The sequence below is a fragment of the Pseudomonas sp. FP2335 genome (assembly GCF_030687535.1).
GTDB lineage: Bacteria > Pseudomonadota > Gammaproteobacteria > Pseudomonadales > Pseudomonadaceae > Aquipseudomonas.
Window position 1 is genome coordinate 785,634 of record NZ_CP117437.1, and the last position, 14,674, is coordinate 800,307.

General features: G+C 62.7%; 16 protein-coding genes. 5 read left to right on the plus strand and 11 right to left on the minus strand.

All coding sequences use genetic code 11. The features are described from left to right. Positions 1-14: 14 nt before the first annotated feature. Positions 15-500, plus strand: coding sequence for a prepilin peptidase (locus tag PSH81_RS03230; protein ID WP_226455681.1), 486 nt, complete (start codon positions 15-17; stop codon positions 498-500). 116 nt (positions 501-616) lie between these two features. After that, on the plus strand, positions 617-1,396 hold the full coding sequence (locus PSH81_RS03235) for a response regulator transcription factor (RefSeq protein WP_305392001.1): 780 nt from the start codon (positions 617-619) through the stop codon (positions 1,394-1,396). On the opposite strand, the gene PSH81_RS03240 is transcribed toward PSH81_RS03235, so the two are convergent. Genes PSH81_RS03240 through cpaB form a run of 8 tightly spaced genes read right to left on the minus strand, consistent with a single transcriptional unit; the run spans position 1,393 to position 8,834 of the window. Further along, positions 1,393-1,668: a DUF3613 domain-containing protein gene (locus tag PSH81_RS03240; protein ID WP_305392002.1), complete on the minus strand. Its 276-nt coding sequence runs from the start codon at positions 1,666-1,668 to the stop codon at positions 1,393-1,395. The genes PSH81_RS03235 and PSH81_RS03240 overlap by 4 nt on opposite strands. A 20-nt stretch (positions 1,669-1,688) precedes the next feature. After that, entirely contained in the window at positions 1,689-2,402 is a 714-nt protein-coding gene (locus PSH81_RS03245) for a tetratricopeptide repeat protein (RefSeq protein WP_305392003.1), read from the minus strand. Positions 2,403-2,413: 11 nt separating this feature from the next. After that, entirely contained in the window at positions 2,414-3,298 is an 885-nt protein-coding gene (locus tag PSH81_RS03250) for a type II secretion system F family protein (protein WP_305392004.1), read from the minus strand. 1 nt (position 3,299) lies between these two features. Beyond that, positions 3,300-4,184 (minus strand): type II secretion system F family protein, encoded by an 885-nt coding sequence (locus PSH81_RS03255; protein WP_305392005.1) that lies wholly within the window; start codon positions 4,182-4,184, stop codon positions 3,300-3,302. A 12-nt stretch (positions 4,185-4,196) separates the two neighbouring features. After that, positions 4,197-5,471 (minus strand): CpaF family protein, encoded by a 1,275-nt coding sequence (locus tag PSH81_RS03260; RefSeq protein ID WP_226455685.1) that lies wholly within the window; start codon positions 5,469-5,471, stop codon positions 4,197-4,199. Next, positions 5,468-6,658 (minus strand): pilus assembly protein, encoded by a 1,191-nt coding sequence (locus tag PSH81_RS03265; RefSeq protein ID WP_226455686.1) that lies wholly within the window; start codon positions 6,656-6,658, stop codon positions 5,468-5,470. Before PSH81_RS03265 ends, PSH81_RS03260 begins: the two co-directional genes overlap by 4 nt. Further along, positions 6,655-7,872, minus strand: coding sequence for a type II and III secretion system protein family protein (locus PSH81_RS03270; RefSeq protein WP_305392006.1), 1,218 nt, complete (start codon positions 7,870-7,872; stop codon positions 6,655-6,657). Before PSH81_RS03270 ends, PSH81_RS03265 begins: the two co-directional genes overlap by 4 nt. 20 nt (positions 7,873-7,892) lie before the next feature. After that, entirely contained in the window at positions 7,893-8,834 is a 942-nt protein-coding gene (cpaB, locus tag PSH81_RS03275) for a Flp pilus assembly protein CpaB (protein WP_192300168.1), read from the minus strand. A 323-nt stretch (positions 8,835-9,157) separates the two neighbouring features. Here cpaB and PSH81_RS03280 point away from each other — a divergent pair, with 323 nt between their 5' ends. Genes PSH81_RS03280 through PSH81_RS03290 form a run of 3 tightly spaced genes read left to right on the plus strand, consistent with a single transcriptional unit; the run spans position 9,158 to position 10,056 of the window. Next, the gene (locus tag PSH81_RS03280) at positions 9,158-9,349 is read left to right on the plus strand and encodes a Flp family type IVb pilin (protein WP_192300282.1); all 192 of its coding nucleotides are present in this window, start codon (positions 9,158-9,160) and stop codon (positions 9,347-9,349) included. A 46-nt stretch (positions 9,350-9,395) separates the two neighbouring features. Further along, positions 9,396-9,593, plus strand: coding sequence for a Flp family type IVb pilin (locus tag PSH81_RS03285; RefSeq protein ID WP_192300167.1), 198 nt, complete (start codon positions 9,396-9,398; stop codon positions 9,591-9,593). Between the two features lie 55 nt (positions 9,594-9,648). Next, positions 9,649-10,056, plus strand: coding sequence for a response regulator (locus PSH81_RS03290; protein ID WP_192300166.1), 408 nt, complete (start codon positions 9,649-9,651; stop codon positions 10,054-10,056). 52 nt (positions 10,057-10,108) lie between these two features. Here PSH81_RS03290 and PSH81_RS03295 read toward each other — a convergent pair whose 3' ends face one another. The 3 genes from PSH81_RS03295 to PSH81_RS03305 form a co-directional block, all read right to left on the minus strand. Further along, positions 10,109-11,794: a ShlB/FhaC/HecB family hemolysin secretion/activation protein gene (locus tag PSH81_RS03295; RefSeq protein ID WP_305392007.1), complete on the minus strand. Its 1,686-nt coding sequence runs from the start codon at positions 11,792-11,794 to the stop codon at positions 10,109-10,111. Positions 11,795-11,968: 174 nt separating this feature from the next. Further along, on the minus strand, positions 11,969-13,534 hold the full coding sequence (locus tag PSH81_RS03300) for a collagen-like triple helix repeat-containing protein (RefSeq protein ID WP_305392008.1): 1,566 nt from the start codon (positions 13,532-13,534) through the stop codon (positions 11,969-11,971). Between the two features lie 291 nt (positions 13,535-13,825). Continuing rightward, positions 13,826-14,674, minus strand: a complete 849-nt coding sequence (locus PSH81_RS03305; RefSeq protein ID WP_226455690.1) for a MaoC/PaaZ C-terminal domain-containing protein — start codon at positions 14,672-14,674, stop codon at positions 13,826-13,828.

The window sequence follows — 14,674 nt, forward strand, 5'->3', positions numbered from 1 at the left end:
GGGATTTTTTTTACGTGATTCACAGCCTCATCGTGTTTGCCTGGCTGGCGCTGTGCGCCGTGCAAGATACCCGTCAACGCCAGATCGCCAACCGCCTGACCCTCGGCGGTTTCGTGCTGGCACTGGTTTACCTGGTGTGGAGCGGTTCCACCTGGCTGGGCGCGACGCCGGCCGAGGGTGCCTGGGCATTTGCCCTTGCCGTGGTGTTCACCTTGCCCGGTTATGCCCTGGGGCGTCTTGGCGCTGCGGATGTAAAACTGCTGGCGGCCCTGGGCCTGGCGAGCAATTGCACGTACTTGCTCGGCACGTTTGTCGGTGCCGGCCTGGCCAGCGTGGTGTGGCTGCTGTTGGCGCCAAAATTGTGGCCGCTGATGAATCAAGGGCTTAGAAATGCCCTTGAGTACCTCGGCCCGCACCAGTCAAAAAAACAGCCCTTCGCGCCATTTTTGTTGGCCGGATTTACCCTCGCCTGGCTTTGGAACCCACTGATCGCAACGTAGCGTAGCTCTATGTACATAGTCGGAAAGTGCGTCTACGTTTATAGCCAGGATGTGCGAAATAGACGCGGTTGTACCGTTTTGAACCGATTTTTGCTTGGCCAGGCATGGAGTAGCGCGTGAACAAGCTTATCTCTCAGATGAAAGTCCTCGTGGTCGACGATCAGCCCTTGATCGTGGAAGAGTTGTGCGAATACCTCGAAAGCAGCGGTTACCGTTGCGTGCCTTGCGATTCAAGGCGGCAGGCCATCGCGCGGTTCCGTGAAGACGCTGAAATCGCCCTGGTACTGTGCGACCTGCACATGCCGGAAATGGATGGCATCGAGCTGGTCAAGGAACTGCAACGCCTTGCCGGCAAACGCCGCGCCTTCGAGGCGATCATGCTGACCGGGCGTGCCGACAAACAGGACGTGATCAAGGCGCTGCGGGCGGGCATCGCCGATTACTATCAGAAACCGATCAACCTCGAAGAACTGCTTGAAGGCCTGCAACGCCAGGAGGCCGCGCTGCATGAGCGCCAGAAGGATCTGGAACTGGGGCAGTTGAATCAGAAATTGCAGTTCCTGTCCGCGTCGATCGACGACCTTTACCACGACCTCGACAAGGTGCGCAGCGGCCCGCAACCCGCCACTGATGAAGCCCTGGGCGACGACGTCGAAGGCGCCGAAATGCCGGTGATCTTCAAGCAACTGTCGCCGCGCCAATTGGATGTGGCGCGCCTGGTCGGCAAGGGCCAGACCAACTACCAGATCGCCTGCGAACTGGGCATCACCGAAAACACGGTGAAGCTCTACGTGTCCCAGGTGCTGCGCCTGACCCACATGCACAACCGCACGCAACTGGCGCTCGCGCTGTCACCCGCCAGCGCGTCGATCCGCCAGCGCGTGAGCGCCCACTAGTTACTGCTGCCACTCTTCGCGGCGCCACCCTGGTTCTGGTCGTAGTACTCGGGAATGGGGTGCTTGTAGCTTTCGATCAAACGTTGCATGGCCTGCTCGCGTTCCGCCGGGGAGGCTTTTTGCGCTGTGGACGAAGCCAATTGCCCGGTGACCTGCATCTGCAGCCAGCCTTCGGTCTGCTGTTGATAAGGCGATGACGGGCCGGGCTCGATGGCCAGTGCGCTCAGGGGCAGGGTGGCCAGCAGCAGGTGGGCGAACGGTTTGAGTGTCATCTGAATACTCCCTCGGATACTTATTTGACGGGCACTTGCCGTGCGTCGCTGACGGTTGCCACTTGATCCCTGGCGCGGGGCGCCGAGCGCCTGAGTTGTTCGGCGCGGAGCTGGGCCTGGGTGAATTGCTCCGGGCTCAAGCCAAAGCGGCTGACCAACTGCGACGCCTGCGTCCAGTTGTCCTGATAGATCAGCAGGGTGACCAGGTTGACTGCCGCCAGTGAGCTGCTCTGGTTGAGTTCCATGGCGGTGAGGAATTCGAAGCGCGCGTCCTCCAGGCGCAACTGGTTGAGGTAGACCACGCCGAGGTCATTGCGGATTTTCTCGTCGATGGGCGACAACCTGGCTGCCCGCTGCAAATGCTCCATGGCCTGGCCGTTATCCCCTTTGGCCACCGCCAGTTGGCCCAGCCCGTGCTCGCCCTCGGCCGCCAGGCACGTGCCGAGCAGGCCGCGATATAACCCTTCGGCCTCGCTGCGCCCCAGCAAGCGGTAGACCTTGGCTTTGCGCAGGCGCACCTGCGGCAGGTTGTCCGACAGGTTCTGCAGATTGGCCAGGCTGGCGTGCAGCTTGCCGTCGTTGGCCATGTCGTCGGCGAGGTTCAGCGACAGCTCCTGGTCGGCGTTGGGCTTGGTGCAACTGCCGGTGCCGGCGAACCCGGCCCAGGGAGCCTGGCCCATGTTCGCGCAACCACTGATCAGTAGCAGGCTGCAGGCGGCAAACAGTAATTTCATGGTGCGTCCTCTCAAGTGCCGATGGCCTTGGATATGGCGATAAACCCCGGGCCGGCCAGTACGATCAGCAGCGCGGGAAACAGAAAAACCATCATCACCACCGACATCTTGGCCGACATCTTGGAAATGAATTCCTGCATGCGCGTCAGGCGCCGGTCATCGAGCAGTTGCTTGAGCGCCTGCAACGATTTCATCGCACCGCCGCCCTGATACAGCAGCTGTTGCAGGATGGTGCAGGTGTCGGTGAACTCATCCACGCTGAGCATCAGACTGGTTTTGCTCAGTTCTTCGCCCAGCTCCAGGCCCGAGTCCACCCGTGCCAGCACCAGGCGCAACTCGGCGGTCAGCACCGGCATCAAGGTCTGGGAGTCGTTGGACATGACCCGCAAGGTTTGCTCCACCGCCATGCCGGACTCGAACAGGATGCGCAGCAGTGGGATAAAGGTCGAAATCTCCTGGGCGATCTGCTCCTGGCGCCGTTTGGCGACGGAGGCCAGCACACGTTTGGGCAGCAGGTAACCGGCGGCAAACCCGAGAAACGGCACCGGCCAGACATGGGCGACGTCCGGGAAAAACAGGCTTTGCACCAGGATCGTCAGGCCCAGCAACAGAATCGGCGCGCCCACCTGGCAGGCGGCGAACATCGAGCGCTGGCTGGCCTTTCTCCAGCCGATGCGGTTGAGCAGGGTCTGGGTTTCGTTGTCCAGGCTGATGGTGCGCTGGCCGATGCGCGTATTGCCCAACTGACGCAGCAACTGGCCCATCTTGTCATCGCGTACGGTGTTGCCCTGTAGCCGCTGGCTGACCAGCCGCTGCTGGCGACGATGGGCGAGCAGGTTGATGACCAGCAGCGCGAGTGCCGCGAAAAACAGGGCGATGCTGATCATCACGGCCATCTCAGACGCTCCTCAGCATGCGCCACAGCGCCACGCACCCGATGACCTGCATGCTGAAGGCGCCGATCAGCAACCATTGGCCGCTGTCATCGGCCCACATGCCCACCAGATACGTCGGGTTGGTCAGCAGGAAATAGCCCGCCACGCTGACCGGCAACAACGCCAGGACCACCGCGGTGACCCGGGTTTCGCCGGTCATTGCGCGCAGTTGGCGCGCACCCTGGTCGCGCTCGCGGATCATCTTGATCAGGTTTTCCAGCAGCTCGCTGGCGTTGCCGCCATACCGATGGTTGACCTTCAAACCGAGGGCAAACAGGCGCAATTCATCCTGTTCATACAGCTCGGCGAAATCGTGGGTGGCCTCCGGCAGGCTGACGCCCAGCAGCACATTGCGCTTGATGCGGCCCATGGCGGTGCGCAGTGGGTCATCGCTGGCGTCGATAGCGTTGAGCACCGCATCGGCCAGGGTGCGCCCGGATTTGAGACTGCGCACCGCGTGATCGAGCAACTGCGGTAGCTGTTCGATCATGCGCTGCAAGCGCCGTTGATAGCGCAGTGAGATGTAGAAGCGCAGGATCAGCGGCGGCCCCAGTAGCATCACCAGCAATCCCAGCCATTCGAAGGCGAGCAACCCCAGCACTACGCCCAGCGCCCACAAGCTCAGCCACAGCCCCAGGCGTTCGGTCGGCTTGCCCAGGCCGGCACGCATAAAGGCGCGCTCCAGGCTGTTGAGCAGTGGGTTACTTTCCTGGGTTTGCGGCTGCCCGTGGGCCAGACGCTCCAATACGCGGTCGGTCTGGGCCTGACGTACCCCGCGACGCATCAACTGCACGCCGAGCAACAACATGGCCAGGGAGGTCAGCGCGAGCAGTATCGGACCAAGCATGGGGCACGCCTCCTAGTGCGGCAGGTGGCTCTCGCGGCGCAGCTTGTCGCCGGCGGGGTTGATGGCCTCGCGCAAGAATCCGTAGCCGGTGCGCTTGTCGAGGCGGAACAAGGTATTGGTGACGTAGATGTCATCGCGCACGCCGACCACTTCCACCACTTCGGTGACGCAGCGGCGGCCGTCGGGCAGGCGTGACAATTGGATGATCACGTCGAGTGCCGCGCAGATCATCTGGCGCAAGGTTTTTTCCGCGATCAGGCGCCCGGTCAGGCCCACCAGCGTCTCCAGGCGCAGCAGTGCGTCCTGGGCATTGTTGGCGTGCACGGTGCTCATCGAGCCGTCGTGGCCGGTGTTCATTGCGGTGAGCACATCGAGCACTTCGACGCCACGGATCTCGCCAAGGATGATGCGGTCCGGGCGCATCCGCAGGGCGTTGCGGATCAGGTCGCTGGCCTTTACTTCGCCGTGGCCTTCGGCATTCGGCGGGCGGGTTTCCAGGCGTACCACGTGGGGGTGGCCCAGTTGCAGTTCAGCCACGTCTTCGATGGTGACCAGCCGTTCATGGGGGTTGATCAGTTGGCTGAGGATGTTCAGCAAGGTGGTCTTGCCGGTGCCGGTACCGCCACTGATCAGGATGTTGCAGCGCTTGCCCACCGCGCCCTGAAAGAACTCGAAAATCGGCTGGTCGATGGTTTGCATCGCCACCAGGTCGCTGCTTTTGAGCATGTCCTTGCGGAATTTCCGGATCGACAGGCACGGCCCATCCAGGGCAATCGGCGGGATGATCGCGTTGACCCGGCTGCCGTCGGGCAGCCGCGCATCGACCATCGGCGAGGACTCATCCAGGCGCCGCCCCAACGGCGCGAGGATGCGCTGCATGACGCGTTCCACGTGATGGTCATCGATAAACCGCAGGTCACTCTGGTGCAGCAACCCCTCGCGCTCAACGAACACCCGATGGGGGCCGTTGACCAGGATTTCAGTGACGGAGGCATCGCGCAGCAGCACTTCCAGCGGGCCGAAGCCGGTGAGTTCGTCGACGATCTCTTCGGCCAGGCGTTCCATCTCGTAGCGGGAAATCGCCAGGTGCATGCGGGTGATGTATTCGCTGACCTTGTCGATCACAAACTGCGCGAGGGACTGGCGTGTGCCTTCCAGCAGGTTGCGCCCCGACTCCTCGATGGCATCGATGATGTAGCGGTGCAGTACCAGCTTGAGGCCGTCATGGTCGGTGTTGCCGACGGCGCTGCGCCCGCCCGGCCCGCCGAACAGTTTGTCGCCGCTCATTTGGTGCTCCAAAGACGGGTCAGCCAGTTGGCGGTGGGTTTCTCAAGGCCTTCGGAGCGCTTGGCCAAGCGCTCGCCGAGGTTGCGCAAGCCTTGGGTCAAGGGTTCGCGCGGGGCCAGGGTGAACAGGCTTTGGCCCTGATTCTTGGCGTTGAGGCGGATCTCTGCACTCAGCGGCAATATGGCCATCACCTCCAGGCCGAAGGTTTTGCCCAAGGCTTCGGCCTCGGGCGCGGCGCCTTTGATGTAGCGGTCGATCAGCAGCCGCCCGTGTTCGAGTTTCATGCCCTTTTCGCGCCAGCGATTGAGCACCGCCAGGTTGCGACGGCAGTCGAGCACACTCTGGTCGGTGCACCACAAGAGCTTGTCGCAGTGGCTGACAACGGTGCGCAGGGCGTCGCTGTCCGGCTGCCCGGTGAGGTTCACCACGATGTGCTGGAAGTGTTGGCGCAGGGCGCTGAGCAGCATGTACAGCTCGGCGGCACTGGTCTGTTCCAGGGGATCGTCGCCGTCGGTGTAGGCGAGGATCCGCAACCCATCCTCGGCCTGGGTAAAGGCGCTGTTGATCAGCGTGGCGTCGAGGCGGCGCAGGTGACGCAGGGCATCGCCAAAGTGGAACGAGCTTTCCAGGCCGAGCAACGCCAGGCTGTCGCCCCGTGGCAAGCCCAGGTCGAGCACCAGGGTTTGCTGGCCACTTTTCTGCACCACATGGGCCAGGTGGTCGGCCAGCATGGCGCCGTCGGTGCCGCACTGGGTGCCGTACAGCACGGTCAGGCCGCCCAGGTGGCTGGTGTGGGCCACGGCGGGCAGGCGTTTGCCCAGGCGCCGGACCAGCCCCGCCACTTCGCTGGAACGCGAGCCGTAGGCGACAAAGTCCCGGGCCCCGGCGCGCATGGCGTTCAGCACCAGTTGGTTGTCCATGCCGTCGCCCAGGGCCACGATGGCCAGCATGGGCTTGGCCTCCAGGGCGCCTTCGATCAGAGCGCACTGGTTGCTGACGTTTTCCCGGTCCAGGCCGATGAACACCAGGTTGGCGAAGGTCACGTCTACCAACGCCAGCAATTCGTCGAGGCTGCCGCTGCCGGCGCTGACCACTTGGCCGAGGGGCGCGAGGGCACCCTGCAGCCATTCCAGGTCGGTGCCGTTGCGGGTGATTGCAAGGAAGGTCTGGCTCAGGCTTTCACTCATTGGGACAGTCCCGTGCGTCGGTCGAAATTACCGTTTTCGAGGAAGAACAGGCGATACCAGTTCGGGTCATAGCTGCGCAGTTTTTCCCCTGGCAGCGAAGGCAGTTGCGCGTTGGCGGCCAGGGGTTGGACCAGGTGCGGGGTGACGATCATCAGCAGCTCTTTTTCTTCGCGGCTGATGTTGGAGTCACGGAAAAATGCACCCAGGATCGGGATGTCACCCAGGCCGGGAAACTTGGCGATGGTCGAACGGTTGTTGGTGCTGATCAGCCCGCTGATCACGAAGCTTTCGCCATCGGCCAGGGACACGCTGGTGTCGGTGCGGCGCACGGTAAGCGCGGGCACCTGGATGCCCTGGATCGCGATGGCGTTGCTGTAGTCCAGTTCGCTGACTTCCGGCGCCACCTTGAGGGTGATGCGGTTGCGGTCGATCACCGTGGGGGTGAGGGTCAAGCGGATGCCGAATTCCTTGTACTCGATGGAGATGCTGTCGCTGCCGGAACTGGGCACCGGGATCGGCACTTCGCCGCCGGCCAGGAAGGTCGCGCTCTGGCCGCTCAGGGCCACCAGGCTGGGGCGTGCGAGGGTGTAGGCGAAGCCGCTGCTTTCCAGGGCATTGATCATCGCCTTGACTCGACCCCCGCCGAAGCCGACGTTGAAATTGTCGGTACTCACCGGCAGTTTGAACACGCTCTCCGAGGGCGAGACGATGCTCGGGCTGCTGACGAAGAAGTTGGTGCCGATCCCCAGGAACTTGGTGCTCGCCTCCTTGAGCTTGGTGCGGCTGACTTCAACGAAGCGGATGTCGGTCTGCACCTGGCTGGGCAACGAAGGGTCATCCGACGGCGACAGCGACTGGCTGGTCAACGCCGAAGTGGCCTTGCCTTTGACGAACACCATGGTCTGGCGCGGGTTGGGCGAGCAGGCGGTCCAGATCATCAGGGTGGTGGCGCCGGGCGCGACGCCGGTGAGCAGGAAGGCCTGGTTGCCGTTGACGTGTACGTCGGCGATTTTCGGATCGCCGACGGCCAGCCGGGTAATGGCGACCGGCGACTGTATGGCCTGTTGCAGCCCTTCACCCACCTCCAGCGTGGCGGGCAACTGCCCCAGGCTGGCGCAGTTGGCGGAAGCCGCCTGGGCGGCCGCGACGGGCAGGCTGAGGGTGATGACGGCCCAGAACACTCGCGAAAACTTCGGCATGGAACGACTGCTCATTCAAGGCATCCTTAGCGCTATCAGGGCGTTTGTTGAGTGATCTGGTTGCCGCGTATGACTTCGACCCCAGAGCGCCGCGGGGCGCCCGTGGTGGCGGGCCGGTTGAAGTTGCCGAGGGGCGGCGTGGTGAGCGCCAGTTGGTTGAATTGGTAGAGATCGCGCTTGGCGCTGTCGAGGTTGGCCATGGCGTCGGTGCCGCCGCTCCAGTAGTGGCTCAGGCGCTGCTCGTCGGCGCTGCGTACGGCCAGGCGCAGGTTGCCGGCTTGTATGGCCAGGACCAGGCGGGTCATCAACTGTTCAGGCACCGCCAGCAACACCGTGCGCGCACTGGCGCGGTTTTGTTGTTGCCTGGCCTTGTCTTCCTGGGTGACGGGTACCGGGGAGCCGGGTTTGCCGTCGTTGGTCAGCCCCAGCTGATCACCCACGCCCAGCAGGCGCAGGGCCGGGATGATGGTTTGTGCGGAGGGTTGCGGGTTGCCGTTTTCCTGGCGCAGATAGAGCATCACGTCAACGTAGTCACCCGGGTTGAGTTGGCCGCCGGCGCCGGTCACTTCATCCACGGCGACCGCCAGTGCGCGCTCATCGGGGCGGATCATGCGGGACAGGTTGCCGCCGGCGCTGAAGCTCTCTTCGGTCAGCCAGGTGCCGGCTTCCAGGGCGCGCCATGGGGCGCGGCCGACGGCTTGGTCCAGGCGGGTCAGGCTGCCGGCGGGCACGGTCTTGAGTTTTTCCACGCTCAGGTCGGCGGCGGTCAGCGCGACGAAGGGCGGCACGTCATGGATCAGTACGACCACGGGTAGGCGGGTCGGGTCTTCGACGGGAGCCACGGGGGCGTTGTTAATGACAGGTGGCGCGACGGCGGTGATGGGCTCCGGCCGGCTCAGGACGAGGCCCCAATACCCGGCGATCAGCGCGCCGAGCAGCAATATCACGGCCAGAATCATGCTGATACGACTGCTCATAAAGGCTCTCCCTTTCCTGCTGCCGGGCCTGCCATCGGGTCCGTCCAGCGACTACGCAATCAGTGCATTCTGGGCTTCTGACTATTTCGCTATTTGAAGGTAGTAGAGCTAGGACAAAACGCCATTAATCCGTCTGAATATTATGCGTCGCCACACAAATACAGGGGGTTTGGCGCCATGAAACTGACTAATACTTTGTGATTAGTCGCTTGTTACAGTTGTTGGGAGTGGATTTGCCGACAATGCTCTTGAGGCATAGCAAGATCATGTTGCAAGCCCGCTACATCGCGCTTCCTGCGCAAAGGAGAAGTCATATGTTCAATATGTTCCTTGACGGTATTCGCAAGGTGTTCATCAAAATCCAGATCCTGTCGTATGGCAGGGAAGGGGCCTCCGGTATTGAATATGCGATTGTTGCAGCGATGTGTGCGGCGGTCATCGGGGCGTTCATGTCACCGATCAGCACCAAGGTGAAGGCTATCTTTACTTCCATACAAACCGGGATCGGTACTTGATATTTTAATGCGTTGCGTTCTCCTCTTTAGTTTGACGGAGCTCTACATGCACATCGAAGACAGCATTCGCAGCGCGTACGTGAAAGTGCAAGTAATGGTGAGCGCCAGGGACGGCGCCTCCGGCATCGAGTACGCCATTGTGGCGGCGATGTGCGCGGCGGTGATCGGTATTTTCATGACCCCGATCAGCGACCGTGTGAAGGTATTGTTCAACCTGATCGAAACGAGCCTGCTGTCGACTTGATCATTTTATTGACGCGACTAACCTGAGTACATTCTTAGTGTCAGGATCTTTTTCCATGAGCCTCCCTGCCTCGTCTTCCAGGCAACAAATCCTCTTGGTGGACGACGAAGAAGACGCCCTGATCGAACTCGCCGAATCCCTCGCAAATGAGGGCTTTGTCTGTTTCACCGCCACCTCCGTGACCTTCGCGCTACAGGAACTGACCCTCAACCCCGACATCGCGCTGATCATCACCGACCTGCGCATGCCCGAGGAAAGTGGCATCTCCCTGATCAAGCGCCTGCGCGAACACACCGACCGTCAGCACCTGCCGGTGATCGTGATGTCGGGTCATGCCGAAATGGATGACGTCAGTGACATGCTGCGCCTGCAAGTGCTGGATTTGTTTCGCAAGCCGATCTATCTGGTGCGCTTGATCGATACCCTCAACAATCTGTTTCCTCTCCAGAAACGCCATCTCTGACCTCAATGGCGAGGGAACAAGCGTCCTCGCCACAGGTTTACAACCCTGCCGTTCAGAGTTGATAGCTGAAGCTCAAGGTATAGCGCGGCCGCCGATCAAAGCTGTCCAGCGCGACGTCCGACATCGGCTTGGCCGCTTCCAACGCAATGTTGTAGTACTTGCTGTCGCCAAAGCGCAGGCCGACGGCCGCCGAGGACAGGTTATTGCCCTTGACCGGCACTTCGTTGAACCACGTTTTGGCGCGGTCGAACACCACGTAGGGTTGCAGGATGCGCACCCAGTCGCCGGCGCGGTTGTAGCTGTAGTTGACCTCGTAGGCCACGCCCCAGCCCTTGTCGCCGGAACCCTGGTCATCCGGGTAACCTCGGCCGAAATTCTGCCCGCCGAACGTGGCGCGTTCGCTGTCGGGCAGGGTGTCGTCGCTCCAGTAGAACGCCCCCGACAGCACGCCCTGGAAGTTGCTGGCGAACAGCTTGTTGCTTTGCACGCCGGACAGGCGCAGGCGGAAGAAGTCGAGGTCGGGTTTTAGCCCTTGCAGATCGCTGCGGGTCTTGGCGCCCATGCCGTTGATGCCTTGGTACAAACCGGCGCTGAGGATGCGCAGTTGGTCGCTGTCGGCCTTGCGCCAGTCGCCTTCGAAGGCCAGGGCACGCAGGTCTGTTTCGACATCGAAGCGATTGGGGAAACCCACCAGTTGATAGCGGGTTTTCTGGTCGACGCCGTACAAGCGTGTACCCAGGCTCAACGACTCGGTCGGCGAGGCGATCAGCGGGTGGCTCAAACCAATGGAGAATCGGTCGATGGCCTGGTGCGGCTTGAGCTCGAAACCGCCGCCCAGTTGCAGGTTGGTGCCTGGGTCGGCGCGGTAGCGTTCGCCCGAAAGTGCCAGTTGGGTGCCCTCGGCGTTGATGAATTGGCTGTAGGCGGCGCGGTAGTAGTGTTCGTTGTCGTCGCCCGGCGGGAACAGGCCACTGACGGTCAACTGCTCGCCCATGGACGTCTGGGAGTTGCTGGTGGCGCTGAGCAGCGCTTGCAGGCCGCCACGGCTGGCCTGGTTGAGGCTCATGCTGGTGGTGAACGGCTTGCGGCTGGCGGTGATCTGCATGCGGGTGCCGCCGTCGGTGGTGCCCGGTGGCGGCACTTGCGCCTGGAGCGTCACGCCCGGTATCGCGCCCATCAGCGTGGTGTAACGCTCGAAGGTCTTGCGTGTGAGGGGGCGTTCGGCCTTGAGTTTGTCCGCGAGTTTGGTGACGTAGGCCGACACCGAGCCGATGTCGCCCTGCACTTGGTAATCGCGGATATAGCCCTCCACCAGCACCACGTGCACCAGGCCGCCTTCGAAATGTTGTTCCGGCAGGAACGCGTAGGACAGCAGGTAGCCGTCCGCCTGGTAGCGCCGGGTGATGCTGCGGGTGGCTTCGATCAGGTGGGCCAGGTCTGTTTCGTGGCCAATCAGCGGCTCGAACGCCTGGGCCAGTTCCTTGAGCGGGTAGACCGTGCCACCGTCGATCTGCAGTTTGCGGATGGTCACTTTGGTGTCCATCAATAAGGGTTTTGCTTCGCTGGCTGCGGGCGTCGGCAACTGGGTCTGCGGGGTGTTCGGTCGATAGGCATCGGCGGGAAGGTTGGGCACGGGCAGGTTGCGGATGGTGTCGTTGCTATTGAGGAAGCTGGGCAGGGTATCGGCGTGGGCGTAGGCACTGAGGGTGAGCAACAACAACGGCGTGAAAGCGCGCATAGGACACTCCATGGTCAAAACTGCTGCAGCGTTTCGCAGATTCCCGCCGGGCTCTGGGGGCGCGGTTCGGGTGCCTTTCATTGGCGCTAAAAAAGACGAGAGACTTACTGGGTCTCTCGTCTCAACCAAGCGTAGGCGCTGTAGGGGAGGCCGTCTAATCGGCCAGGTGCAATTCTATTTCTTGCCAATCAGGCCTCCGAGCAGGCCGCCGTTGCTGCTCGTACCGGCGCTGGCGCTGGCAGATGCGCTGCCGCCCAGGTTCAGGCCGCCACCGAGCAACCCACCGCCGCTGGTGCCACCTGTGACCACGCCGCCCACCGAGGCCACGGTGTTGCCGACGGCGTTCACGGTGCCGCCCAAGGCATTGGTGACCGGGTTGGCATTGGTGCCGACGATGGCGCCGCCCAGGTTGCTCACAGCCCCGCCGACGTTGGTGACCAGGCCATTGACCGGAGCACCGAGCCCAGTGGCGCTACCGACGTTCTGCGTGAGGCTGGTGACGCCGCTGGTGACCGGGTTGAGCGCGCCACCCACGCTGGTGGTGAGTGCCGCCACTGGCGCACCCGCTGCGCTGTTCGGTACGCCGCTGCCGCCGAGCAGCGTGCCCAGGGATGCCACGCTGCCGCCTGCGTTGCCGCCCGTGATGCCCGCCGCACTGACCAGGCCATTGGTGTTGCCGGCATTGAGGCCGTTGCCGGCGCCGGCGATCACGCCGCCGATGAGTTCCGGCAGGCCGAGGTTGGTTGTCCCCGTGCCGCCACCCGTGCCGCCGGTTGGGTTGACGTAGCCCCCGGCGCTGGCGACGACGGTACCTGCGCCATTGAGCACGCTGCCCACCGCGCCGGTGACTGGGTTGCCAGTGCCGCCCGCACTGGCGACTTGATTGCCGAGACCGTCGACGGTACTCCCGACTTTATTCAGCAGGCCGCTGACAGGGCTGTTCAGGCCGGTCGCGGTGCCGACTTGGCCGGTGGTTTTTTCCACCAGCGAGACCACGGGCACCAGCACTCTGGCGCCGACGGCGTTGGTGACCGAACCCAGTGGGCCGGTGGTGCTGGCGGTACTCAGGGTGTCGCCGAGCATGGTCACGACGTTGCCGACATTGTCGACTGCCCCGCCGACCACCGGCGCGACACCGCTGACCACGGGCACGCGCCCGAGCAAGGTGGCAACGTTGGTGCCGGTCGTGCTCACGCCATCACCCAGGTCCGAGACACCGTTGCCGACCCCGGCGAGGGTCGTGCCCAGTGCGTTGCTGTCAGTGCCGAGCGTGCCCAAGCCGTCCGACAAACCGGTGCCGATGCTGCCCACTGCGGTGCCGGTGGCAGTCACCAGGCCGCCGGCGGTAGCGCCGACAATCGGCAGGTTGCCCAGTTGGGTGCCGAGGCTTTCGACAGCGGTGCCGGCACCGGTCACGGTAGTGCCCACGGTGTCGACGACGGTTGCGGTAACCAATGGCGTGGTCGTGCCGCCGGTGCCAGTGCCAGGACCGGTGGTGCCGCCGCCTGTGCCGCCACCTGTGCCTCCTCCAGTACCTCCGCCAGTGCCGCCACCAGTTCCACCTCCAGTGCCGCCGCCAGTACCACCGCCAGTGCCACCTGTGCCGGCAGTCGTATCGTCGGTGGAGGACGAGCCGCCGCTGTGATGCCCACCACCGCCGCTGCTGCAGCCGCCGAGTGTCAGTGCTACGGCGAGGGCGAGTGCGGTACTTGCTTTCCAAAACACTACTTGAGTTTTCATGATTGAGTTCCTTGCACCTGTACAACCTGAGTTGTCTTCAAACACTCGCTATTTCTTTGGATAGCGATGGGTTTGTCCGTGGAATCATCACAGGCCTGGGGCAACTTTCGCGCAATGCTCAACTTGGTATTAACGATTTATATAGGGAGGGCAAGTCTGTACTTGGCGATTAATACGAAGGGTGTAAGGGGAGGATGTATATATATTAAAAAACATGGGGTTGAATGAAGGGGCGGACTTTATGAAGTCCGCTATCACTTAAGGTGTATATATACAATTTATCGGTTTGTTTCAGGCGATTGGTTGCCACTTGCCGAGCATGTGCTCAATCTCTTCGCTGCCTTTCAACACCCATTCACCGCTGGAACCGGCTGCGCTGGTGAATAACCGCACTTCACTGGGCAAGCGCACCGGTTTTTTGAACTCGACGTGTATTTCGATATTGGCCGCGGGCAGATGCTCACCGAGGGCGGCGAGGGCGTGCGCCTTGTTCCACAGACCGTGGGCAATGGCCTGGGGGAACCCGAACAGCCTGGCGGTCAGGGCGCTGAGGTGGATCGGGTTGTAGTCGCCGGACACCCTGGCATAACGCCGACCGACGTCGGCAGGGGCGGGCCAGCGTGTCAGTTCGCTGACGGGGGTGGGCGTGGGCAGGGCGTCGTCCGCCGCGTTGCCGTCAGTCTTCACGCCTCGGCAGAGCATGCGGCTTTCGGCTTCCCACAGCAGGCCCAGGGCATCTTCGACGGTGGTCACCACGTCAAAGGTCGCACCCTTGGGGTGAGGCTTGAGGTTTTGCGTGTGTACGCTGAGGGTCAGGTCGCTGATGCCGCCCAAGGGCCTGTGGATACGGATGCAGTTGCCCAGGTGAATCAGGCCCAGCAACGGGAAGGGGAACCTTGTGTCGGTGAGCAACTGCATCTGCAGGCCGAACGCCAGGATATGCGGGTACGTCGCCGGCAGGATCGGGCTGTCGGCAAAGCCGCAGACCCTGCGATAGGCCGCCACGTGCGTAGGGTCGACGCTGACCCGGCAGCGCAGCCCCAGGGCGGGCAAGGTGTCGCCGCTGATTTTGCGCTTGAGCGCCGCACGCCAGTACAGCGGTGGCAGAAACGGAGTGCTGCCTAAGGTTTGCCAATCCAT